25 protein-coding genes are annotated in these 21,502 nt (G+C 57.6%); 14 read left to right on the forward strand and 11 right to left on the reverse strand.

What is annotated here, in order from left to right:
• Positions 1-93: 93 nt before the first annotated feature.
• The gene (locus ACP5J3_RS02320) at positions 94-285 is read left to right on the forward strand and encodes a hypothetical protein (protein ID WP_428494178.1); all 192 of its coding nucleotides are present in this window, start codon (positions 94-96) and stop codon (positions 283-285) included.
• 169 nt (positions 286-454) lie between these two features.
• Complete coding sequence (locus ACP5J3_RS02325; RefSeq protein WP_428494179.1) at positions 455-1,495, forward strand: hypothetical protein; 1,041 nt, start codon at positions 455-457, stop codon at positions 1,493-1,495.
• A gap of 81 nt (positions 1,496-1,576) precedes the next feature.
• Here the strand turns inward: ACP5J3_RS02325 and ACP5J3_RS02330 are convergent, their stop codons facing one another.
• Genes ACP5J3_RS02330 through ACP5J3_RS02345 form a run of 4 tightly spaced genes read right to left on the reverse strand, consistent with a single transcriptional unit; the run spans position 1,577 to position 4,692 of the window.
• Positions 1,577-1,939 carry a winged helix-turn-helix domain-containing protein gene (locus tag ACP5J3_RS02330; protein WP_428494180.1) on the reverse strand — a complete coding sequence of 121 codons (363 nt, stop codon included), beginning with the start codon at positions 1,937-1,939 and terminating at the stop codon, positions 1,577-1,579.
• 29 nt (positions 1,940-1,968) lie between these two features.
• Complete coding sequence (locus ACP5J3_RS02335) at positions 1,969-3,057, reverse strand: phospholipase D-like domain-containing protein (protein WP_428494181.1); 1,089 nt, start codon at positions 3,055-3,057, stop codon at positions 1,969-1,971.
• Positions 3,058-3,076: 19 nt separating this feature from the next.
• Positions 3,077-3,577: a class I SAM-dependent methyltransferase gene (locus ACP5J3_RS02340; RefSeq protein ID WP_428494182.1), complete on the reverse strand. Its 501-nt coding sequence runs from the start codon at positions 3,575-3,577 to the stop codon at positions 3,077-3,079.
• The gene (locus ACP5J3_RS02345; protein ID WP_428494183.1) at positions 3,574-4,692 is read right to left on the reverse strand and encodes a hypothetical protein; all 1,119 of its coding nucleotides are present in this window, start codon (positions 4,690-4,692) and stop codon (positions 3,574-3,576) included. The genes ACP5J3_RS02340 and ACP5J3_RS02345 overlap by 4 nt, the downstream gene beginning before the upstream one ends.
• Before the next feature lie 54 nt (positions 4,693-4,746).
• Here ACP5J3_RS02345 and glcV point away from each other — a divergent pair, with 54 nt between their 5' ends.
• From glcV to ACP5J3_RS02365, 4 genes are all read left to right on the forward strand, one after another.
• Positions 4,747-5,814 (forward strand): glucose ABC transporter ATP-binding protein GlcV, encoded by a 1,068-nt coding sequence (glcV, locus tag ACP5J3_RS02350; protein WP_428494184.1) that lies wholly within the window; start codon positions 4,747-4,749, stop codon positions 5,812-5,814.
• A 72-nt stretch (positions 5,815-5,886) separates the two neighbouring features.
• Entirely contained in the window at positions 5,887-7,065 is a 1,179-nt protein-coding gene (locus ACP5J3_RS02355; protein ID WP_428494185.1) for a thiolase family protein, read from the forward strand.
• A 63-nt stretch (positions 7,066-7,128) separates the two neighbouring features.
• Complete coding sequence (locus tag ACP5J3_RS02360; protein WP_428494186.1) at positions 7,129-7,926, forward strand: NAD+ synthase; 798 nt, start codon at positions 7,129-7,131, stop codon at positions 7,924-7,926.
• Positions 7,919-8,398 carry a PadR family transcriptional regulator gene (locus tag ACP5J3_RS02365; RefSeq protein ID WP_428494187.1) on the forward strand — a complete coding sequence of 160 codons (480 nt, stop codon included), beginning with the start codon at positions 7,919-7,921 and terminating at the stop codon, positions 8,396-8,398. The genes ACP5J3_RS02360 and ACP5J3_RS02365 overlap by 8 nt, the downstream gene beginning before the upstream one ends.
• Here ACP5J3_RS02365 and ACP5J3_RS02370 read toward each other — a convergent pair.
• On the reverse strand, positions 8,390-8,572 hold the full coding sequence (locus ACP5J3_RS02370; protein ID WP_014289795.1) for a hypothetical protein: 183 nt from the start codon (positions 8,570-8,572) through the stop codon (positions 8,390-8,392). The genes ACP5J3_RS02365 and ACP5J3_RS02370 overlap by 9 nt on opposite strands.
• 32 nt (positions 8,573-8,604) lie before the next feature.
• Between ACP5J3_RS02370 and rnhB the strand changes: the two genes are divergently transcribed.
• From rnhB to ACP5J3_RS02385, 3 genes are read left to right on the forward strand one after another with little or no spacing between them, the layout of a single operon-like run.
• Positions 8,605-9,192, forward strand: a complete 588-nt coding sequence (gene rnhB, locus ACP5J3_RS02375; protein WP_428494188.1) for a ribonuclease HII — start codon at positions 8,605-8,607, stop codon at positions 9,190-9,192.
• Positions 9,193-9,211: 19 nt separating this feature from the next.
• Positions 9,212-9,820 carry a 30S ribosomal protein S5 gene (locus ACP5J3_RS02380; protein WP_428494189.1) on the forward strand — a complete coding sequence of 203 codons (609 nt, stop codon included), beginning with the start codon at positions 9,212-9,214 and terminating at the stop codon, positions 9,818-9,820.
• Positions 9,817-10,353, forward strand: a complete 537-nt coding sequence (locus tag ACP5J3_RS02385) for a 50S ribosomal protein L30 (RefSeq protein WP_428494190.1) — start codon at positions 9,817-9,819, stop codon at positions 10,351-10,353. The genes ACP5J3_RS02380 and ACP5J3_RS02385 overlap by 4 nt, the downstream gene beginning before the upstream one ends.
• A gap of 6 nt (positions 10,354-10,359) precedes the next feature.
• On the opposite strand, the gene galT is transcribed toward ACP5J3_RS02385, so the two are convergent.
• From galT to ACP5J3_RS02405, 4 genes are read right to left on the reverse strand one after another with little or no spacing between them, the layout of a single operon-like run.
• A complete protein-coding gene (gene galT / locus ACP5J3_RS02390; protein ID WP_428494191.1) occupies positions 10,360-11,301 on the reverse strand; it encodes a galactose-1-phosphate uridylyltransferase in 942 nt (313 codons plus the stop codon).
• A complete protein-coding gene (locus ACP5J3_RS02395) occupies positions 11,291-12,376 on the reverse strand; it encodes a galactokinase family protein (protein WP_428494192.1) in 1,086 nt (361 codons plus the stop codon). The genes galT and ACP5J3_RS02395 overlap by 11 nt, the downstream gene beginning before the upstream one ends.
• Positions 12,364-12,969 carry a site-2 protease family protein gene (locus ACP5J3_RS02400; protein WP_428494193.1) on the reverse strand — a complete coding sequence of 202 codons (606 nt, stop codon included), beginning with the start codon at positions 12,967-12,969 and terminating at the stop codon, positions 12,364-12,366. Before ACP5J3_RS02400 ends, ACP5J3_RS02395 begins: the two co-directional genes overlap by 13 nt.
• Before the next feature lie 27 nt (positions 12,970-12,996).
• Complete coding sequence (locus tag ACP5J3_RS02405) at positions 12,997-13,245, reverse strand: hypothetical protein (RefSeq protein WP_263246552.1); 249 nt, start codon at positions 13,243-13,245, stop codon at positions 12,997-12,999.
• 75 nt (positions 13,246-13,320) lie between these two features.
• On the opposite strand from ACP5J3_RS02405, the gene ACP5J3_RS02410 reads away from it, so the two are divergent.
• Genes ACP5J3_RS02410 through coaBC form a run of 3 tightly spaced genes read left to right on the forward strand, consistent with a single transcriptional unit; the run spans position 13,321 to position 17,132 of the window.
• Complete coding sequence (locus ACP5J3_RS02410) at positions 13,321-15,030, forward strand: S9 family peptidase (protein ID WP_428494194.1); 1,710 nt, start codon at positions 13,321-13,323, stop codon at positions 15,028-15,030.
• A gap of 34 nt (positions 15,031-15,064) precedes the next feature.
• The gene (speE, locus tag ACP5J3_RS02415; RefSeq protein WP_428494195.1) at positions 15,065-15,940 is read left to right on the forward strand and encodes a polyamine aminopropyltransferase; all 876 of its coding nucleotides are present in this window, start codon (positions 15,065-15,067) and stop codon (positions 15,938-15,940) included.
• Positions 15,933-17,132 carry a bifunctional phosphopantothenoylcysteine decarboxylase/phosphopantothenate--cysteine ligase CoaBC gene (gene coaBC, locus ACP5J3_RS02420; protein WP_428494196.1) on the forward strand — a complete coding sequence of 400 codons (1,200 nt, stop codon included), beginning with the start codon at positions 15,933-15,935 and terminating at the stop codon, positions 17,130-17,132. The genes speE and coaBC overlap by 8 nt, the downstream gene beginning before the upstream one ends.
• Here coaBC and ACP5J3_RS02425 read toward each other — a convergent pair.
• Complete coding sequence (locus ACP5J3_RS02425; protein ID WP_428494197.1) at positions 17,100-17,798, reverse strand: transcriptional regulator; 699 nt, start codon at positions 17,796-17,798, stop codon at positions 17,100-17,102. The two genes, coaBC and ACP5J3_RS02425, sit on opposite strands and share 33 nt — an antisense overlap.
• A 104-nt stretch (positions 17,799-17,902) precedes the next feature.
• Between ACP5J3_RS02425 and ACP5J3_RS02430 the strand changes: the two genes are divergently transcribed.
• Together ACP5J3_RS02430 and malQ are read left to right on the forward strand one after the other, a co-directional pair.
• Entirely contained in the window at positions 17,903-18,334 is a 432-nt protein-coding gene (locus tag ACP5J3_RS02430; RefSeq protein WP_428494198.1) for a hypothetical protein, read from the forward strand.
• A complete protein-coding gene (malQ, locus tag ACP5J3_RS02435; protein WP_428494199.1) occupies positions 18,334-19,740 on the forward strand; it encodes a 4-alpha-glucanotransferase in 1,407 nt (468 codons plus the stop codon). Before ACP5J3_RS02430 ends, malQ begins: the two co-directional genes overlap by 1 nt.
• Before the next feature lie 53 nt (positions 19,741-19,793).
• On the opposite strand, the gene ACP5J3_RS02440 is transcribed toward malQ, so the two are convergent.
• Positions 19,794-21,056 carry a hypothetical protein gene (locus ACP5J3_RS02440; protein WP_428494200.1) on the reverse strand — a complete coding sequence of 421 codons (1,263 nt, stop codon included), beginning with the start codon at positions 21,054-21,056 and terminating at the stop codon, positions 19,794-19,796.
• Positions 21,057-21,502 lie beyond the last annotated feature (446 nt).

Genomic DNA, 21,502 nt, shown 5'->3' on the forward strand with positions numbered 1-21,502 from the left:
CGCGTCACACGGCAATTTATCAACTGCCTCACATTATCAATAATTATAAACGAGGATTTCGACTTATTTAGTAACATTATCTCCTAATAATCTATGAAGAAAATATTTGAGGTAAAGGTGCTGGGGTACGTGCGAGGCGAAAAATCATTATTAAATACAATGTTACTACCAACACCACCAGCAGTGAACGTGGCGATATATGCTACACTCGCCACAGCAAAAACACCAACCGTAACACCCAACGCGGCGCTGTATTTATACGGCAAATTTGCGGGTGATCAGTAGCAATAGATGCGGCAAATTACTTAACTTATAGTGCAGCTCCTAGCTGGGGCGCTGGCGCATTTGGGGCTTCGGTTCTTTTGAGAGTGCTTGGATTTACAATATGGGCTGCTAGATTTGCTATAGCTGGTGGAATAGGCATGATGGTCCTTGCAGGCATTGCAGAGGCTCCATGAATAAAAAAGTGGATGAATTTTTTTCTGCAGTTGGCGTATTTCTAATCCACTATGCCATACTCGCAACTTTAATAGTGGTATCTCTGATTTTACATTTTGGTTTTTCAAGTTTTATAGAGAATATATTTATTAGATTTATTGTGTTTTTAATTATTATACAGACAATAAACGAGATGCTTTTATATGTTTTTGGATTGTGGTATAAGAAGTACTGTAGCTCGTTCTCTACAAGAGGTCGAATTACAAAAACGTATATCTGCCTCCTAGACTACTCTCCTTTTGGCGCCGTGTTTAGGGGGCTGTTCCTCACCCTTATCATAACGCCGAGAGATGTCCTAAGACATGAGTTATACCACGCCCGTGACATAAAAGTTCTCTTTGTCACCTTGCTAAGGAATATAGGATTCGCAAGTGTCGCTTCTGGTATATCCAGCATTATGCCAAGAGCTCTTGGTTTGTATTTAGCCCCTCTGAGCGCTTATCTAATACTACTAACATATATCGCCGGCGAGATTGACGCCAGGAGATTTGGCGAGGGGAAGCCCATCTCAGTGCTGACCTACATGACTCATTCAAATTGGCGGGAGTACATGAGAATTGCAATAAAACCTAAATCGCCCGAAGAGTTTGCGAAAATAAGATGGGACTTCGTCATACTGAAGTTTGCGACAATTCAAATGGCCATGTTAGCGGCGGCGGGTGGTGCGCTTAATTTTATTGGGGGGCTTCCGCGAAGTGCTCTGATTCTTCCGGTGGTTGTTGTGGCTTTTGTTGGTGCTGTTTCTGCTCTTGCGATTTTTATCTATGTTTTGAATGTGTTTTCTCGTCGGTTGTTTGGTGATGTGTTGGGGTGGTTTGCGGCGCCGGGGGCGGTTCTGGGTGGGGTGTTGCACCCCCTCGCCGGGCTGGCCCTCGCCTTTCTATCCGTCTGGCTTGTGTCAGATAGGAGGACTGCCATCGTCATGACGGCGCTGTCGGTTTTGGTTGTTGCCTATATCTGGGCTGTGTATCATGTCGCGTATCATTTTCTTTTATAGTGACTTCGTCTCTGTGTTTTAGTTGTTGGCTAGGTCCTTCTCGACGGCGCTGGGGGGTGGGGCTGGCGTCTTCTGGGTCTACTACCGCCTTTCTGTGAGGAGTTTCCACAGGGCGAGGGAAACCACGCCGAGGCCTACGAGTATGGGGAGCGCGGGTAGCCACCTCTCCAAGATCTGCCAGGCCTCTGCCTCTCTGCCGGCTCTGCGGAGCTCCGCGGCGTCTCCCAGCTCTCTCCTCACCCGCTCTCTCCACTCCTCCAGCGCTTTGCGCCCGGCTTCTGTCAAGACGTAGCGGGCGCCTCTTCTCTCCACGTAGCCCCTCTCCTGGAGGGTGTTGATTATAGCCTCTACGTCGTGTGGCTCCATGTCTAGCATCTTGCTGATCCTGCCGGGGGGCGTGCCGGAAGCGAGGGCCTCCAGGACGAGGTAGTACTCTATCTTCACGCAGGTGTCCCGCTCCGTCAATATATACTTTACGGCCTTTTCCTATTCATCCAGAGGACGAAGAGAACTGCCGCTATGATTATCACCACCCATATCAGTATGTGCAGTCCGTAGCCGCCTCCCCTAGCGGCCGCCGTGGCGGTCGTGGGCTGAGCGGCGGCGGTTGTGGTGGGCTGGGTTCTCGTCGCGGGGGGCGATGCGGGGGTTGTCGCCGTCTGTGTAGTGGCTGGGGGCTTGCCGCCGGCTTCTCTGTACCACTGTAGCACCAGGGCCTTGAGGCGCTGGGCTAGCTGGGGGTTGTGGATTAGGAGGCCGACTTCTCTGTTCCTCTGTATTGAGTAGTAGCCGATGTTTATCGAGCCGACGTAGACGTAGTCGCCTACTACAATTATCTTGGCGACGATGTTGTCGTCAACTGCGGTGTTTATGTCGGCGTCTGTCCTAGCCACCACGGCGTAGTACGTGGGGTGCTGGAGGATTAGGGGGACTAGGCCGGAGTCTGTGTATATCTGCTCCATGGCTATGTACAGCTCGCCGGGCTGGCTGAGTATCCACTCGAGGCCGTCTTGGGAGTTTACCGGCGACACCAATACGCCGGGGTAGTTGTAGCGGGGGTATACCCCGCGGTAGTCGTTGAGGATTATGGTGGCCAGCTGGCGGGCGAGGGTGGCGTTGTGGATCACCAGCATCACCCCCTTGTTTTTGCCGAAGCCCGAGGCCGTTGGGTTGATGTTGCCTATTATGACTGTCTTGTTGTCTATGACGTATAGCTTTGTGTGGACGTTGGGGAAGTCGCCGTTCCACCTAACCTTCACGCCGTTGCTCTCCATATAGCTGGCGATCTCCTTTGCCTGCTGGGGGACTCCGCCGTATACCTTAGCTGAGAGGACTACGTACACATCGACGCCCCGCTTGGCGGCCTCGACTAGGGCGTCGGCAAGGGGTTTGTAGGTGAGGACGTAGACCTCTACGTACACCGACTGCTTCGCCCCCTTGACGTAGTCCACAATTTTTGTAGTGTTTACGGGGGACACCAGCACTGTATTAACTTCAAGTCTTATGGGCGACGCGGCCAGTACTAACAACGCCGCCAGAAGCGCCGGTGTTAAGAAGCGCATATAGCCGCCTCCGCACGTCTTATAAAGTTTTGCGTTTTAGAAGTCTGTACCAGAGGCGCCTCGCCGTGTATTCAAACCCCAGCGTCTTGGCTATCTCCACCGCCGTCTCCATTTTCTGCCTAAGCTCCTCGGGGCTGTGGGGATTTGTCACGCCGCCTGCCCCGGGCGCCCAGTCGTACACCACCACGAGGCGCCTCGCCACCCTCTCCATCTCCAGCAGGGCTCTCTCCACGTCTTTAAAATGGTGTAGCGCCACGACGGAGATCGCGGAGTCGCACGCGGCGTCGCGGTAGGGCAGGGCCTCGGCCGGCGCCAGGTCTAGCCTGAGCATGCCGATCTCCACGAACTGCCGGAAGCGGCTCCTCAGGCTCGTCACCGCGCCGGGGTCGACGTCCACCGCGCAGACCCTCACCCCCCTCCTCAGGAGGTACTCCGTCGAGGCGCCGAAGCCGGCCCCCACGTCAACTACGGACCTCCCCAGATCCAAGGCGTCTAGGTCTTGGAAAATCTCCTCTATCATAGCTGCCTCAGCGCGTACTCCGCCGCCTCCTCAGCTGTGGAGGCTTTTACAACCGCCATGAATCCCGTGACGTGTTTAAAAACCACGGCGTCGCCTTTAAGCCTCCTCAGGTCTATCACGCTGGCGTATCTGTCCGGGCGCCACACCGTATACGCGCCCTTCGTGCGGCGGTCCCTCACCACTATGATAGTCGGCTCGTTTGACAGCACGCCGGTGTCGAGAAGGGCGTTCCAGAGTGGGGCCGGGGGCGTGTTGTCCTCCACGGCGACCGCCACGGCGGCGTCGCCCCGCAACAGGCTGTACCGCCCGCTGGTCACCAGCTCCACGGCCTTCGCCGCGTCGCCGAAGTACTTCTCCAAGCCCTTCAGCACGTAGGGCTCCAGCTCGGGCACAGCCAGCACGGCGTAGGCGCCGAAGTCCACCCCAAAGCCGGTCTCGTAGGCCTCCTTCGTCGCGGCGGCCGCCACCGGATCCCTAGCCGCCGAGAGCATGAGCCTCAGGTTTTGGAAGGTCCGGGGGAACCTCTCGGCGGCGTCGGCGTAGGGGAGCCGCTCGGCGAGTTTAAAAGCCTCGTGGAAAGCCGGGAGGTCCACCTCCAGCCTGGCGTACACCGCCTCGGCGACTAGATCTAGAAACTTCTCGTCTTTCACAACGCCGTGGAAGTCTGAGAAGTACTTCGTAAGGCCGTTGTTGAGGGAGTTGCCGTAGGGGCCTGCCCACCTCTTGGCCCCGGGACCGTATCTGTCGAAGAGGTCGAGGAAGTGTATCAAGGTGGCGACAAGCGGCGTGGGGCGGGCCCCCACAGCGTACATGACCTGCACGACGCTTGACGGCTCCTCCGAGGGATCGGACACGCCGTGGTGGTCGAGGACGGCGTATCGCTCCGGGAGCTTGTCTCTAAATGCGTCGCCGATGTCCGCCAACACCACGCCTCCGCCCACCTCAAGGATCTCCTCCACCGTGTTGAGGCGGTAGACGGCCTCGGCGCCGTGCCGCCTCAGCAACGCGGCGGCTACAGTGTCGTCTGCGTGCGCCGTCCCTCCGTGGGTAACAGCCACAAACCCGCCCGACTTAATGAGCCGGGAGGCTTTGAGCACGTCGTCGAGCCACGACACGGCTTTCCCTATTTTTTTATTAATAACTTTTAAAGGTTGTGTATTGGTGGATACGTGGTCTCACTCCAGGTGGAGAAGCTCGAAAAGTTTTTTCCACCGAATGTCTACGCCTTGAGAGACGTAAGCGTGTCCATCCGGGATGGGGAGTTTCTGGTGGTGCTTGGCCCCTCCGGCTCCGGCAAGACCACCTTTATCCGGTGCATCGCCGGGCTTGAAACCCCTACCAAGGGGCGGATTTTATTCGGCGACGTGCCGATTGTGGACGTGGAGAGGGGGGTGAACGTCCCGCCGGCGAAGAGGAACGTGGGGATGGTGTTTCAGAACTGGGCTCTTTACCCCCACATGAAGGTGTTTGACAACATAGCCTTCCCCTTGAAGATTAAGAAGCTCCCGAGGCGGGAGGTTGAGAAGCGTGTGAGGGAGGTGGCCGAGGCGCTGGGTATCTCCGACTTGCTGAGCCGCTACCCCCGGCAGCTTTCGGGGGGCCAGCAGCAGAGGGTGGCGATTGCCAGGGCGTTGGTTAAGGAGCCGCAGGTCCTCCTTATGGATGAGCCGTTTTCTAACCTAGACGCGCGGTTGAGGATCTCGGCGAGGGAGTTTGTGAAGAGTCTCCAGAGGAGGCTGGGGATAACCACTATCCTGGTGACCCACGACCAGCACGACGCGTATGCCCTCGCCGATAGGCTCATGATTATAAACAACGGGGTGGTGCAACAAATCGGCACCACCGACGAGGTACTTAACAACCCGGCTAACGTCTTCGTGGCGCAGTTCTTCGGCGACCCGCCTATAGACCTGGTGGAGGGCGAGGGCAGGGGGGACCACGTAGACTTGGGGGATTTGAAGATCCCCGTCCCGGCGCCACAGGGCAGGCTCCAGGTTGGGATTAGGCCCACTGATATATACGTCGCTGATAGGCCCCTCAACGCTGGCGATATTGAGCTGACGCCGGGTAGGATAGTGTTGGTGGAGTACCTCGGCTTCACGCCGGTGGCCGTTGTGAGGTGGGAGAGGACTGAGATAAGGGCGGCTATGTACAGCAAGTTGAGAGAGGGGGACACCGCCAGGGTCTTTCTAAGGAAGGACGGTGTTAAGCTGTTTAGAGACGGGGTGCGAGTTTAATAAGTGGCTAAATTTATAATTAATAATTGTTTAAGTGAAATTTAAAACATATTGAGGTTACTACATATTTACATGGGAGTAGTAATTGTTGGGTATGTGAGGACTCCCATTGGCAAATTCGGAGGCGCATTGAAAGATGTAAAGACGCCCCATTTAGCCGCCTTTACCATTAAGAAGGTGCTTGAACGCGCAGGTGTGGATGGGAAGGTCGTGGAGGAGGTGGTTTTCGGCTCCACGTTGCAGGGCGGAATGGGGCAGAACCTAGCCCGCTACGCGGCGTTGCTGGCGGGCCTTCCTGTGGAGGTCAGCGCCTACACTGTGAATAGGGTGTGCTCCTCGGGTATGCAGGCCATCGTCGAGGCGTATAGAGAGATCGCAATGGGAGACGCCTCTGTGGTTGTAGCCGGCGGGGCTGAGTCCATGTCAACCGCGCCTATCTGTCTGCCCGACAGCGCGCGTTGGGGGATGAGGCATTTAATTGGGAGGAGGGAGGACTTCAGAGATTTGATGGTGTACGACGGGCTGACCGATCCAGCCACTGGGATGTTGATGAGTGAGGAGACTGAGCTGGTGGCGCGGGAGCACAAATTGACCAGGGAGGAGCTTGACTGGATTGCCTACGAAAGCCACATGAGGGCGTGGAGGGCCACTGAGAACAAGTGGTTCGACGACATGGAGCCCGTACTGGGCGAGTGGAGCGGCGTCAAGCTGGATAGAGACGAGGGGATCAGGCCCGACACCACGCTGGAGAAGCTGGCTAAGCTCAGACCCGCCTTCAAAGCCGACGGCGTCTTGACCGCGGGCAACTCCAGCCAGCTGTCAGACGGCGCGGCAGCGCTTTTGCTAATGTCGGAGGAGAAGGCGAAGGAGCTGGGGGTGAGGCCCATTGCCCGCATCCTGGGCTACAGCTGGCATATGGTGGAGCCGTGGCGCTTCACGGAGGCCCCCATCTACGCGACACAGAAGCTCTTGAAGAAGCTGGGGGTGGGGCTGGACTACTTCGACTACTTCGAGTTCAACGAGGCATTTGCAGTTGTCAACGCCCTGGTAAATAGGGTGCTCGGCGTCCCCTACGACAAGATGAACGTCTTCGGGGGCGCCATTGCGCTGGGGCACCCCCTGGGGGCCTCCGGCGCGAGGATTGTTACCACACTCATATCTGTGCTGAGGCAGAAGGGCGGCCGTAGAGGCTTGGCGGCGCTCTGCCACGGCACGGGTGGGGGGACTGCCCTAGCCATAGAGCTGGTGTAGAGCGCCCGGAGGCTCGGCGGCGGTTTTCGTAAGTGTTTAATAAAGCATGTTATTTCTGGCTTAATGAAAAACGTCGTGGAGGCTCTTGACTACGACAAGGCGCGCCAAATTATTATCTCTTTTATTAGGGAGTATGTGGAGAGAGCAGGGGCGCGGGGGGTCGTGGTGGGGCTCAGCGGCGGGGTAGACTCGACGGTGGCCGCGGCGCTGGCGGTCGAGGCGCTTGGGAGCGGGCGGGTGCTCGGCTTAATTATGCCCTCGGCGTTTACGCCGAAGGAGGATGTGGACGACGCGGTTAAGGTGGGGGAAAGGCTTGGAATCGCCACGCGCCTCATCGACATCCAGCCTGTAGCCGACGCCTTTGCCAAGGCGATTCCCGATTTCGCCCCGGGGGAGAGGCTCGCCTTTGGGAACCTCCTTCCGAGGATTAGAATGGCCATGCTCTACTACTACGCAAATAAGGGTAACCTGCTTGTGCTGGGCACCAGCGATAGGAGCGAGCTGTTGCTGGGGTACTTCACGAAGTACGGCGACGGCGGCTCTGACCTCATCCCCATTGGATCTATGTACAAGTTGCAGGTCCGCGAGTTGGCGCGCCGGCTCGGCTTCGGCTGGGTTGCCCAGAAGGCCAGTAGCCCCCGCCTGTGGCACGGACACACGGCGGAGGGGGAGCTGGGAGCACCTTACGAAGTTATTGACGAGGTTCTCTACGCAGTTTTCGACTTAAAGACACCGCTGGAGGAGGTTAGGAGGCGCTTCGGCGAGGTGGCCGACCTTGTGATCGCTCGGGTGCGGAGAAATTTACATAAGCTCCAGCCGCCGCCAGCCCCCGACCTCTCCCCGGCGAGGAGAGATGTTTAAGAGGCGTAGGGGGATCTTCAAAGGCGTCGTGCTGTATCTCTTAAGGTCGAGACCCCTCAGCGGCTACGAGATGCTAAAGGAGTTGAGCAGGCTGAGCTCGGGGAGGTACGCGCCTTCCCCCGGGACTCTCTATCCCCTCCTCTCATACCTAGAGGCTGAGGGGCTTATCGAGGCACGGGAGACCTACGTTGGTAGGCGGAGGAAGAAGATCTACGCCATCACAGAGCAGGGGCTGGAGTACCTGGAGAAGCTGATGGAGGACGACGAGTTTAGGGAGCTGGTGAAGGCTCTTGATGGCGGCGTGGAGAGGGTAGACTTGCTGGTGGCTATTAGAGATGAGCTTGTGTACATAGATGAGGTTATTGACGAGGTTGAGGGGGACGACGCCGAGGTGCTTAGAGAGGTGCTTATACTGCTGAGGCGCCTCGAGGAGAAAATATCGGCGCGCCTCCGGCGTCTGGAGTCAAGATGACTGCTCGCCAGTGTACTTCTGGGCTATTTTGACGCCGTGGATGTGGTAGATGTGGAGGGCGGCGTCTCGCAGAGAGAAGAATTTTTTGCCGCAGCGCCTACAGACTATGTGGGGGACGTCCCACTGGTCTACCTCAGCCGCGAGGTGGCTGGCGAGCTCCTGGGGGATCTCCACGTCGTAGATGCTAGCTGGGGTTTATTTTTGTTATGATTGCTGGGGTTGACGAGGCGGGTAGGGGGCCGGTGGTGGGTCCTCTGGTCATCGCCGTGGTGGCGGGAGATGGGGAGGCGCTCCGCCGTCTGGGGGTGAGGGATTCGAAGAAGCTGACGCCGGGGGCTAGGGAGGCGCTGTACTGGGAGGTGCTGAGGGTTGCCGAGTGTGTGAATTACGTGGTGGTGGAGCCCCACGAGGTTGATAGATACGCCTCTAGGGGGTTGCTGAACGCGCTTGAGCTGGACTACACGGCGAGGTTAATAGAGCTGTGCCCCGCCGACGTCTACTACGTTGATTCGCCGGATGTAGACGCAGATAGGTACGGGAGCGGGCTCTCGTTCCTCACAGGCAGGCGGGTGGTGGCTCTGCACAAGGGGGAGAAAGTGCCGCAGGTGGCGGCTGCCAGCATTGTTGCTAAGGTGGTGCGGGACCGTCTGCTGGAGGTTGTGAAGAGGGAGGTGGGGGACTTCGGCAGTGGCTACCCTTCCGACCGCAGGACTGTGGAGTGGTTGCGTGCTGGTCTCGTGCCGCGGGAGTGCGTTAGGTGGAGCTGGGGGACGGTTGGTAAATTATTTAAATAGGTCCTGTTTGCCTTGGTTCGTGAGCGTCGTCGATTTGAGTATTTGGGAGCCTAGGACTGAGCTTGGGAGGCTTGTGAAGGCGGGGAAGATTAGGACTATTGATGAGGTTTATGCCAGCAACTACATTATCAAGGAGCCGGAGATTGTGGATATCCTACTTCCTGGGCTGAAGCAGGAGTTGCTGAATATTAACCTCGTCCAGCGGCAGACGCACGCGGGCGAGAGGAACCAGTTCCAGGCAGTTGTGGCGGTTGGCAACGAGGACGGCTACGTGGGGGTTGGCATCGGCAAGGCGAGGCAGGTGAGGCAGGCTATTGAAAAGGCGACGAGGGAGGCTAAGCTCAACCTGGTGCCGGTTAGGCGGGGTTGCGGGTCGTGGAAGTGTTCATGTGACGAGCCGCACAGCGTGCCTTTCGTGGTGAGGGGCAAGGCGGGGAGTGTGGAGGTTACGCTTATACCTGCGCCGAAGGGCGTCGGGCTGGTGGCTGGCGACGTGGCCAAGGCCGTTCTTAGGCTAGCCGGCGTGAGGGACGTTTGGACTACGACCCGCGGCGACACGCGGACTACTCTCAACTTTGCCCTGGCGGTGTACAACGCCCTTAGAAATACCTACTACTTTAGAACATGATGACGCAACAACAGAAGGTGGTTTATCCGCGCTACGCCGTTATTAGGCTGAGGGGCATCCCCACGACGCCGCTTGACATCGCCACTACGCTGGATCTGCTGAGGCTGAGGAGGAAGTTCACCATGGTGGTGGTGCCGGGCACCCCCGACGTGATGGGTATGATACAGAGGATAAACGACTGGGTCACCTGGGGGGAGATAGACGCGGACACTCTGGCGGAGGTGTTGAGGAGGAGGGGTAGGTTGGTGGGCGAGCGGCCTCTCACTCTTGAGTATCTGCAGAAGTGGGGCTGGCAGACTTTTGAGGAGGTGGCGCTGGCGTACGTAGCCGGCGAGATTGACCGCCTTACGTGTGGCAGAAAGGTTAGGGTTAAGGAGGGCGCGCGGCCGCCGTGTATACCCTACCTGAAGCCGTTCTTTAGGTTGCACCCGCCCCGCGGCGGCTTGAACAGCGTGAAGCTACACTTCTCGGTGGGCGGCGACTTGGGCTATAGGGGTCCCTTGATAAATGATTTAATTCGCCGGATGTTGTAAATTTAGCTAGGCGCATTGGCTGAGGGCGGTTTTCAGCCTCTGGGCTACCTCTTCTGGGGTTGTGTCTAGTGTGTAGAGGGAGGCGCCGAGCTCTGCGCCGGCGGCGTGTTTGAGGCGTCCGTCTGGTCTGTACATGCCGTATATCTCGAAGTGTAGGTGGTAGTGGGGTGTCTCCAGTCTTAGGGGGGCTTGGTGCAGTACTAATATGTAGGGCATTGGCTTGCCTAGGGCGGTCTTGAGGGTGCATAGGGTTTTTCTCAGGGCGTCTGCGAGATCTCTAATTTCGTCTTGTCTAAGGTGGGTGAGGTGGGTGACGTGTCGCTTGGGGTAGATGTGGACCTCGTGGGGCCACCTGGCGTAGTAGGGGACGAAGCTTTTCCAGCTGGCGTTTTGGTAGACGACGCGTTTCTCTTCTCGCGTTGTGATTAGGCAGTGTAGACACGTGCCCCTCCGCCTGTACCACTCCTCTGAGGCCCTTAGCTCCGCCTCGACGCGTGGCGGCACGACTGGGAGGATGTAGATCTGGGAGTGTGGGTGGGTTAGCGAGACGCCTATCTCCCTGCCCTTGTTTCGGAAGTAGAGGAAGTACTGGGCGGCTGGGTCCTCCTCTGCCTTTTTCTGAGCTTCGATGAGTAGCTTCAGCACTTTTTCTATCTGCTCTGTGGGGAGGTCGCTGATGTCGTCGACGTCGTGCCGCGGCGTCTCCACCACAACAAGGGATAGGCCGCGGGCCGGCAACGCCTCGTAGAGCTCCTCCCCGCCGGGGGTGGGGGGCTCCCTCGTGACCACCGGGTATTTGTTTGGTAGTAGCAACACGTCCCAGCCGAACCCCGTCTCGGGGGCGCCGGGACAGAAGGGGCATGTACCCTCTGGCTGCCAGGGGCGGCCGAGTCTGTGTGGGGATACCAGTATGTACTCGCCGGTGAGGGGGTGTTTTCTAATCTCCATATCTCAGCCCTTCGTCTATCTCCACGACCCACCACCTCTCGGCGCTGGTTTTCCGGGCTATTGCCTCCGCCGTCTTTCTGTCCCTTGCGAGGGCTATGACCACCCCGCCGAGCCCGGCGCCGGAGAGCTTCGCCCCGTAGGCACCAGCCTCCACCGCCTCTTCAACTAGGCGGTCTAGTCTGGGGTGCGACACGTCGTAGAGCTCCGATAGTAGGCGGTGTTGTAGCGACATCTCCCGCCCTACTCCCCTGAGCACCTCCTCGACTGGCAGGTCTTTGTTTCTCAGCAGGGCGAGGGCCCTCTCTGTGGATTTCTGCATCTCAATGGTGAACAGCACCCTTTCCCTGAGGGGGCTTGGCAACCTCTCCACGGCGTCTCGCCTGTCCGCGAGGGCGGCCCATGGGAAGTCCCAGTAGCCCCCGCTCTTGATGCCTAATTCCGCTTTTAGGATGTCGACGGCGGCTTGCAACTCGGCTTGGCGTCTGGGGTGTATCTCGGCGGTGCTGTGGCGTATGCCGCTGTCGAGTACGAGGAATACGCCGTGGGGTAGGTCTAGTTGCTCTACTCTAACTGGCGGGGTTGGGTGTATGACGGCGACTCTTCCGTAGGCCGATCCGTACTGGTCGAGCCTTCCGCATGGGACGCCGAGTATCTCCCTCTCGGCTATGTAGGCAAGCTCGGCTACCTGCGAGGGATCGGCCTCGCGGCGGGTTAGCTTCATCGCCGCGCCTATCAGGGCGACTAGCATGGCGGCGCTACTGGCCATGCCGGCGCCGATGGGGACTTGGGAGTTGAGGACGCCTCTGAACCCCTTGACGGGGACGCCGGCTCTCTCCAGCGCAACCACGGCGGCTTTCACGTAGTCGCAGAAAGCCCTACCTGTGATGTTTACCTGGCTGAATACACATCTCTCGCCGGTATTAAACGACTCGATTTGGTAGTAGTCGCCCTCTTGGAGGGTTACGAACGTCCGCATGTTGACGGCGACTGAAACCACTGGGAGGCCTTTGTAGTCTTGGTGGGTGTTTAGGAAGTCTAGCCTGCCCGGCGCAGACGCTTTAGCTACCAGAGCCACAGCACCAGCAGGGCGGCCACCGCTATTATTGGAAGCCACATGGCTGGTTTTGTCCTCATCATTTTGCTACCGTCTAGCGGCGGGATGGGGAGGAGGTTGAATAGGGCGAGCCAGGCGTTGATGTAGGCGAAAAACCGCCAGAATTGAGATGCAGTTGCTTCGTACAAGACAGTCCCCAAGACGGCAAAGGCGATGTTCGATAGGGGGCCAGCCGCGGAGATGAAGAAGACGTCTCGCCGCTCGTCGCCGCGGCCGTAGAGCCTGAAGGAGGAGATCACCACGGCGCCCGGCGCCGCGAATATGAACCCGAAGAGGAGTGGGAAAATCACGGCGAGTGGTAGCAACGTGTAGTCCGCCTGGTACATGGCGTAGTAACCAAGCCGCCTCGCCACTTGTCTATGTGCAAGCTCGTGCCCTAGAAATGCGAAGAGCAAGACGAAGGCGGTGTAGGGGAGGAGGTAGATGACTTTTGCCCAGTTTATCCCCCCGGCGATGCCCCTGCCCGACAGCGATATAGAGAAGCCGAGGGTGAGGACTGCGAGCGACACTGCCATGTCCACCAGCTCCCTCATCCGGACCTCTCTGTCGAACACGTGGGTTTTTGATTACCTCTTAAAAAACTATACCAATTCTCTCAAAAGCTCAATAGCTCTGTCCACCAGCTGCTTCTTAACAAGGTAGACGCCCTGTCTGTGGCGCACGGCCACCCCCCTCTCCACGAGGTAGAGCATTAACTTTCTAACCTCTGCGCCGCACTGCCTATCCACGCCGCATAGGTGGCTGGTCCTCACCACCACCACGCCGCCCCTCTCCCTATGCTTGGCCTTGTGTAGGTAGTAGAGCAGAGCTGATATCTGCTTCGCCCTCACGATATTTCTATAGAGTTAAAAGCACCTGTGGGCCACGTCTCCATAGTGTTATATACCCATGTTTCTCTGCCCCACATGGAGCTTCTCATAAAGAGGGCGTTGTCTGTGCGGTCGGCCACCACGCCGAGGTGGGGCCCCGGCGGCGTGCTCTACTACCTAAGCGACTCCACCGGCGTGATGCAACTATGGCGATTCGACGGCAGTCAACACGACGTAGTAGTCCCGTGGGATGAGGGGGTGGGCGACTTCCGCGTGGCCAGCGACGGCGCCGTGGCGCTGGCCTCTGACAGAGACGGCGACGAGAAGTGGCGTATCTACCTCATAGACGGCGGAGTTTACGAAGTGTCTACCGAAGGCGTTAACAACCTGGGGGCGTGGTCGCCGGATGGTAAAAAGCTCGCCTTCACATCTACCAGAGACAGCCCCGCCGACTTCAACCTATATATCTACGACCGCGCCGCTGGGGAGGTCAAGAAAGCCGCGGAGATGCCCGGTATAAACATCGTAGAGGAGTGGTCAGAAGCCGGCATTTTTATTACGCACTACGAAACTAACCTCGACAGCTCTATATACTTATATAGAGATGGAGAGCTCAGAGAGCTGACGAGGCACGGGGGAGAGGCCTTGAACCACTCCCCGAGATACATTGGCAACGGCAAGATTCTATTCCTCACCAACGCCGACTGGGAGTACGTCGGCGTCGCGCAGATGGACTTGACAACAGGAAGCTGGAAGTACCTAGTTCAGTTAGACCGCGACGTGGAGCACTTCGACGTATGGGGGGCCTACATGCTCTTCGCGGTAAACGAAGAGGGGAGGTCTGGGCTTTACCAAATGCACATGCCATCCGGCCTTACCTACAAGCTTCCGACGCCGCCTGGCGTAGTTACGCATTTAGAATACGGTAGGGGGGTTGCCGCCTTTTCGCTGTCGAGCATAAACCGGGGCCACGAGGTGTACATATTCCAGGGCTCGGTTAGGCAGGTTACAAATTCTCCAAAATTCGGCACGCCGCTGGATAAGCTCCCAGAGCCCAGATCTGTGTGGTACCCCAGCTTCGACGGTAGGAAGATACACGCAAATATATACCAACCGCCGGGTGAGCCCCGCGGCGCCGTTGTCTACCTACACGGCGGCCCAGAAAGTCAAGACCGCCCCGAGTTTAAGCCGCTCGTCGCCGCCCTGCTCTCCGCGGGCTTCACAGTCGCCGCGCCGAACTACCGAGGAAGCACCGGCTTCGGGAAGACCTTCGTCCACCTAGACGATTTAGAAAAGCGGTGGGACGCCATAAGAGACGTAGAGGCCTTCGCCAAGTGGCTAAGGGAAGAGGGCCGCCTCCAGAAGAAGCCCTGCGTGCTGGGAGGCTCATACGGCGGCTACTTGACCCTAATGGCCCTGGCAACCGCCCCCGACGCGTGGGCATGCGGCGTGGAGATGGTCGGCATATTCAACCTAGTCACATTTTTAGAAAGGACAGCGCCGTGGAGGCGGAGGTACAGAGAGGCTGAGTATGGCTCGTTGGAGAAACATAGAGACCTCCTCCTACAGCTATCCCCCGCAACACACGTGGAGAAGATCCAGGCGCCGCTAATGATAATCCACGGGGCAAACGACATACGCGTCCCGGTGCACGAGGCGGAGCAACTCGCCCAGAGACTGAGAGAGCTCGGCAGAGAGGTAGAGTTGCTGGTGTTGCCAGACGAGGGCCACGTAATTACAAAAGTGTCAAACCGGGTGAAGGCCTACAGCAGAGTCGTGGAGTTCATCGCAAAACACGCCGGGTAGCTCAAAGTTTAAAAAAAGTAGAGGTGGGCGGGGTATGTTTACAGTAGCCGGGCCCGTCACTCTGTTAGAGCCCCTCAGCGGCAACACCTCACTCCTAATTAAGATAAACGCGATATACGCCTCCAAGAAGTCAAAATACCAGGAAATCCTCATAGTGGAGACCGAGGACTACGGACCTGCGCTGGTGCTCGACGGCTACATCCAGTCTACATACAAAGACGAGGCGTACTACCACGAGGCGCTGGTACAGCCAGCCATGGCCACCCACCCGTCTCCACAAGACGTCTTGATACTAGGCGGGGGGGAGGGGGCGACGCTCCGCGAGGTGCTTAAACACGGCACAGTCAAGAAGGCGGTTATGGTAGACATCGACGGCGACGTGGTGGAGCTATCCAAGAAATACCTACCATTAATGCACCAAGGAGCTTTCGACGACCCCCGGGCAGAGGTGAGGATTGAAGACGGTTTTGTATATGTAGAAAACGCCCTGCGCCGGGGCGAGAAATTCGACGTAGTGATCATGGACCTCACAGATCCCTACAGCTCAGACATAGCAAAACAACTGTACACCCCCGACTTCTTCAACAAGATAAAGAGAATATTAAGAGAGGAGGGCGTCGTCGTCACCCAGGCAGGAAACAGCTTCTTCTTCCCAGAGGCATACGACATGGTTCTAAAAGCAGTTAGAGAAAACTTCCCCATCGTGGCTGAGTACAACATGTGGATACCGGCCTTCGGCTACGCCGTGAATTATATAATAGGCTCCCTAGTGCACGACCCCAGGTCCCTCACAGCGGACGAGGTGGACAGAAGGCTCTCCCAGAGGGGGGTCAAAACTCTGTTCTACAACGGGAGGACTCACATCGGGCTTATGAACATGCCCGTATTTAGAAAAATAAGCCGTGTCTGAGGTAGAGGCGATAAGAGGAACATACAGCCAGCTACTGGCAACGAAAAGGGTCGTACTCCTGGTATCCTCCGGCGTCTCCCTCTACAAATCTATCGACGTCGCGCGGTTGCTGATCCGCCACGGAGCCGACGTCTACACCTTCATGACTCCAAAAGCCGCGCGGCTGGTATCGCCCCACCTATTTTGGTGGGCCACTGGGAGGAAGCCAGTGGTTAGGCTCACGGGCGCCGCGGAGCACGTCGAGATCTGCGCCAAAGCCGACGTCGTTCTCGCCGCCCCGGCCACCGCCAACACCCTAGCCAAGCTGTCCCTCGGCATCGCCGACAACGCCGCACTGACGTGCGCCTTAGCCGCGGCGGAGGCGAAAACGGTGGTGGTACCCGCCATGAACCTGGCGATGTGGAACTCCACGCCGGTGAGAGAGGCGTTGGAGAGGCTTGGGAAGAGGGCACTGGTTGTCCCTCCGCTCGTGGAGGAGGGCAAGGCGAAGTACCCCCCGCCGGAGGAGGTGGTTGAATACGTCATTGACGCGACGGCACCCGGCGACTACGCCGGCGTTAGGGTGCTTGTAACCGCCGGCCCCACCCACGAACATATAGACGACGTTAAGTACATAACAACGCCGAGCAGCGGCTTGACGGGGTACTACTTCGCCAGAGAGGCGGCGGCCCGCGGGGCAAAAGTCACGCTGGTCCTCGGCCCCTCCCCCATCAAGCCGCCCCCCGGAGTAGACGTGGTGAGAGTCACATCGGTCCTCGAGATGTACCAAGCAGTTGTGGACCGGGCCCGGCAACACGACCTATTCATCTTCTCCGCCGCCCCCCTAGACTTCTACGTAGAGGAGAAAGCCAGGGGGAAAATCGACAGCTCCCTAGCCCACTACCACATCACCCTGAGGCAGGCCCCCAAGGCGGCTCAGGAGGTCAAGAGGCTAAACCCCAACTCGGTAGTCATAGGCTTCAAAGCTGAGCACAACGTCAGCCGGGAGGAGCTTGTGGAGAGAGCCAGGTCTAGGATGGAAAGCGGCGGCTGGGACTTCGCCCTGGCGCACGACGTCTCCAAGATAGGCTTCGGCACCTTGAAAGACCACTACATACTCCTCGACCGTAGGGGCGGCGTGAGGGAGATAGGCCCCGGACACAAGCGGGAGCTGGCGCGGCTAGTGCTTACCCTGGCCCGCGGCGAGCTGTAGCGACTTCACCAGCTGAAAATGCTTGTTCTCATCCAGCTCGATAGAGAGTATCAACGCCCGCAGAACCGGGTCGCCGACTCTGTAGAGCTCGGCTATGCTCTCCCTCATCGCCCCCTCCTCCGCGGCCAGTGCCTCCAGCTCCTCTTCCCCCAAATCGACCTCCTCAGCCTTAAGCCTCCCCGCCAGGTAGTCAAGAATCATAGTCAAAATCTCGGCGTGTCTAAGGCTGTCGGAGGCGATCTGCATAAACAACGCCCTTATGAGGGGGTTGCGCACCTTGTACGAATACGCCATAGCCCTGGTGGCAGTCTCCTGCTCTAGGCGGATCCTAGCCCTAATCAACTCCTCCAGCTGCTCCCTCGGGGACTTCTGCGCCAAAATGTTCGACACCACCTTCGCAAGCTCCGTCAGATCCACAGGCCCCCTAACCCCCCTCCTCGCCGCGTCGAGGAAAGCGGCGGCGTGGCTCTTAACAAGCGCCATGATCCTCTCGTCCTTCGCCAACTCCTCCACAAGCTCGCCCCCCCGCTTACCCGACAGATACATCGAAACCGCAGCAGGAGTCAAGCCCAGGAGCTTAGCCGTCTCGTTGACGCTCAGCCCCCCGCCCACCAGCTCCCTCGCAACCAAAGCCCTCACCGCCGACAAAACCCTCTCTAAAGACACGTACAACCCACCACACCTATTTAAAAACCTCCACACACGTTTCACATGAAACTCTCAGGGCTTGGGGGAAGCATTATTTATAAACCTAAGTGGGGAGCCACCTTATGTACAGGGTTTACGACCGGAAGATGGAGATACCGATAAAGATCTCCAAGGGAGCCGACGAGCAGGCCAGGGTAAGGAAGCTAGAGCGGTGGCCCCGCGAGGCGGGCATGACAGTGGTGCTGGATGAGTCTGGGTCAAACTTCAGCAAGCTGGTCCAGATATACGCGGCGGACTACGGCCTCGAGCTAGGCGAGAAGAAGTGGGACGTCAAGACGGAGGGGGACTCCATCAAGGCGAGACTCGAGATCCCCCTTCTCAAGGGAGGCGACACGAAGGGCCGCGCCGTCATGGAGGCGCAGATCCCCAAGACCCCCAGCGGCGAGGAGGGAAACAACGTGGTGTATACGGCGGAGGTTCAGTACTACATTGAAATCGACGAGCAGGTACTGGCGGAGTCCACCACCAGCGGCGTCGTAGAGTTCACCCTGTAATGCTGAGAGGGGCGGGGATCCTCCTCCACATAACCTCCCTACCCGGGGGTTGCTACGTGGGGGATCTGGGGCCCGAGGCGTATAAATTCGCCGAGGGCCTAGCCGACGCCGGGCAGACCTACTGGCAGACGCTCCCCATCAACCACACCCTCCCCGAGTACGAAAACTCTCCATACAACGCTGTGTCGAGCTTCGCCGGCGACCCCGTCCTCATAAGCCTAGACCTCATGAAGAAAGACGGCCTAGTCGACCAGGCGCCGCAGTGCCCAGCGACTGAGAGGGCGGACTACGTAAAGGCGTGGGAGGTCAAGAGGGCCGTCTTGGAGAAGGCGCTTAAAAAAGCGGGGGGCCTCGGCGACTACAGAGACTTCGTGGACAAGACCCCCTGGCTGGCGGACTACGCCTACTACGTGGCGATGAGAGAGAGGCACGGCCCGTGGGGCCGCTGGCCGGATGAGGCGCCGCCGCGTCGCCTCGTCGAGCTGTATAAATTCGCCCAGTTCGTCTTCTGGAGCCAGTGGGAGAGACTTAAGCAGTATGTAAACGACCTTGGGATCTTCCTCATCGGCGACCTCCCCTTCTACCCCAGCGTAGACAGCGTAGACGTGTGGAGGTACAGACAGTACTTCAAAGTGGGGGAAGACGGCAGGCCTCTCTACGTCGCCGGGGTGCCGCCGGACTACTACTCAGCCACGGGACAACTCTGGGGCAACCCCGTCTACAACTGGGAAGCCCTCGAGCGGGACGGCTACAAATGGTGGGTGGAGCGGCTGAGACACACGCTGGAGGTATTCGACTACGTGAGGCTTGACCACTTCAGGGGGTACCTGGCCTACTGGGAGGTCCCCGGGGGAGAAGCGACAGCCGTGAGGGGGAGGTGGGCCCCGTCACCCGGGAGGAGGCTCTTCGATGCCGCCTCGGCGGCGGTGGAGCTGGGGAGGCTCATTGCGGAGGACCTCGGCTACATTACCCCCGACGTGGAGGCGCTGAGAGACGAGCTCGGCCTCCCCGGCATGAGGGTGCTTCAATTCGCCTGGGACGGCAACCCAGCCAACCCCCACAAACCCCACAACCATGTGAAGAACTCCGTGGTGTACACTGGAACCCACGACAACAACACCGCCGTGGGGTGGTATCTCGAAGAGGCGAGCCCCCGGGCCCGGCGGGAGTTCCGGCAGTACAGCAACTGCAGAGAGGCGGTCAACTGGTGCTTCATAAAGCTGGCCTACATGTCCGTCGCAGACGTGGCCGTAGTGCCTATGCAAGACGTGCTGGGGCTGGGCCCCGAGGCGAGGATGAACCGCCCCGGCACAGTCGGAGGCAACTGGCGCTGGAGGATGGCAAAGCAACCGGAACCACGCCAGTGGAGGAGGCTGAGGAGCCTGGCCCGGCTCTACGGGCGTTGAGTATTTAAAGCCAAACCCCAGAGATGCGTGTGTAGAGGTGCTAAAAAAGGGGATCACATTAGCCTTGAGAGAATTCTCTGTGCATCTGGCGAATTCCTTCCCTTGAGAAACTCAATAATCGCCTCGCGCTTACCTAACGCAATCAATGTACGCAACGGCACATTAACCACATAATGTATCCTCCCACCTATACGGTGGCGATACACCGTTGCACCCGGAATCGTAGCGGCTATCCGCATCGCCTCACCCAGGTCCTTGAAGTGTTTAGTAGCATGTACAGTCCTCTTATCCAACTGCAACACCATCTCTACGCCATTCACATCAACATAAACAGGACTGATGATCCTCCTAGCTCCCGCTTTACGATCTTCCGACAGCTTCACAAGATAATGCCACTTATGCGAAAACTCAGCAAACACCAACGGCCTACCAGCCACAAGCAACCTTTTTGCCAACTCCCTACCACGTGACACTATTATCCTATTCCGGCCAAATTTTACCCGCCCACCCAACGCTTTTGCAATCTCCGCAACAATCCCCCTGAACTTAACAATCCCAATTGCAAATTGCACAACACGCATATTCCAATCAACAATCCCATCGCCAAGCCACCACGTGAACAACGGCCTCAAATCACCCGCCATATACGCACGCAGAACCTCCAACAACGCCTCCTCCTTTGTCCACTGCTCTCTCCAGCTTGATTTAACATAAACATTTAACGACAATCCATGAGAAGTAATATTAACTCTACGTATATAGACAGTAGCCTCGCCTGGTCTTGTGTATAGCCATGAAAAGACCTGCCACGCCTGGCTAGTCCCAATAGCGGCCTTCTTACCGAGAGTAGTCTCGTCAGAAGCACGCCATCCAATCTGATACATCTCTAGATCTTCACGCGGTAGCTTACTCGGAAAGTATATACTAGTACTTAAATCGGAAAGCTTTACATAAAATATGGGATGTACACCATCGGGCTTATGAGCCTCAATACAAAACTCTTTATGACAAATTTTAAAATTCTTACCTCTTACAATTTTAAATCTTTCAAAAACATCCCCATTACACATATCTACTAAATTATTAATAACCTCTCTAGTCCTCCCTAGCAATTCTACAAAACCGTGAACATCAACCCCATGAACATGCGCCACGTACTGCACAAAGAGCCGCCACTTCTCAATCAAACTAAGCGGCGAGCCATAAAAAACACCACGTCTGCGACTCTCCTCCAGCACAGCCTCTAGACTCGGCACCTGCTCATCTCGGAAAGCAATCTTACATTTCTCTCTCAGCTTCTCTAACAGATAGTCCATGCTCCACTCCCAGCTCCTCTAAAATATATAGAATTAGCAACGCTCTCCACTGTTGAGATTGTCCAGCATGAGGATGGCTTGTCCATATGCGCCACTAGAATCACGCCGTTGCGCTTTCCCATGTCCACATGCGCTACCCGTCGCGTGGCCATGGCGAGGTAGGGATGGTGGACTACAGCTACCCAAGGCTTAGGGCTGGCTATGGCCTTCATCTCTCTCTTCTACATTCCACCTGATCATCCGTCGGACAATCTTCCTGATTCAGGAAAAATGTCTGACGTCAAGTCAGGTAAATTGTAGAGGCGGGGATGTGCCGTCTGTGCCTTCACGCTCTACCCTGGAGCATCTCCATGCCAGTTTCTTCATCCACGGCGGCGCCGGGCTGTAGCTTAAGCGGCTGGGAGGGCGACAGCCTGCATCTATCCCAAGCCCTCGCATGCCCCCCG

It is taken from the genome of Pyrobaculum sp. (assembly GCF_049971835.1).
Lineage (GTDB): Archaea > Thermoproteota > Thermoprotei > Thermoproteales > Thermoproteaceae > Pyrobaculum.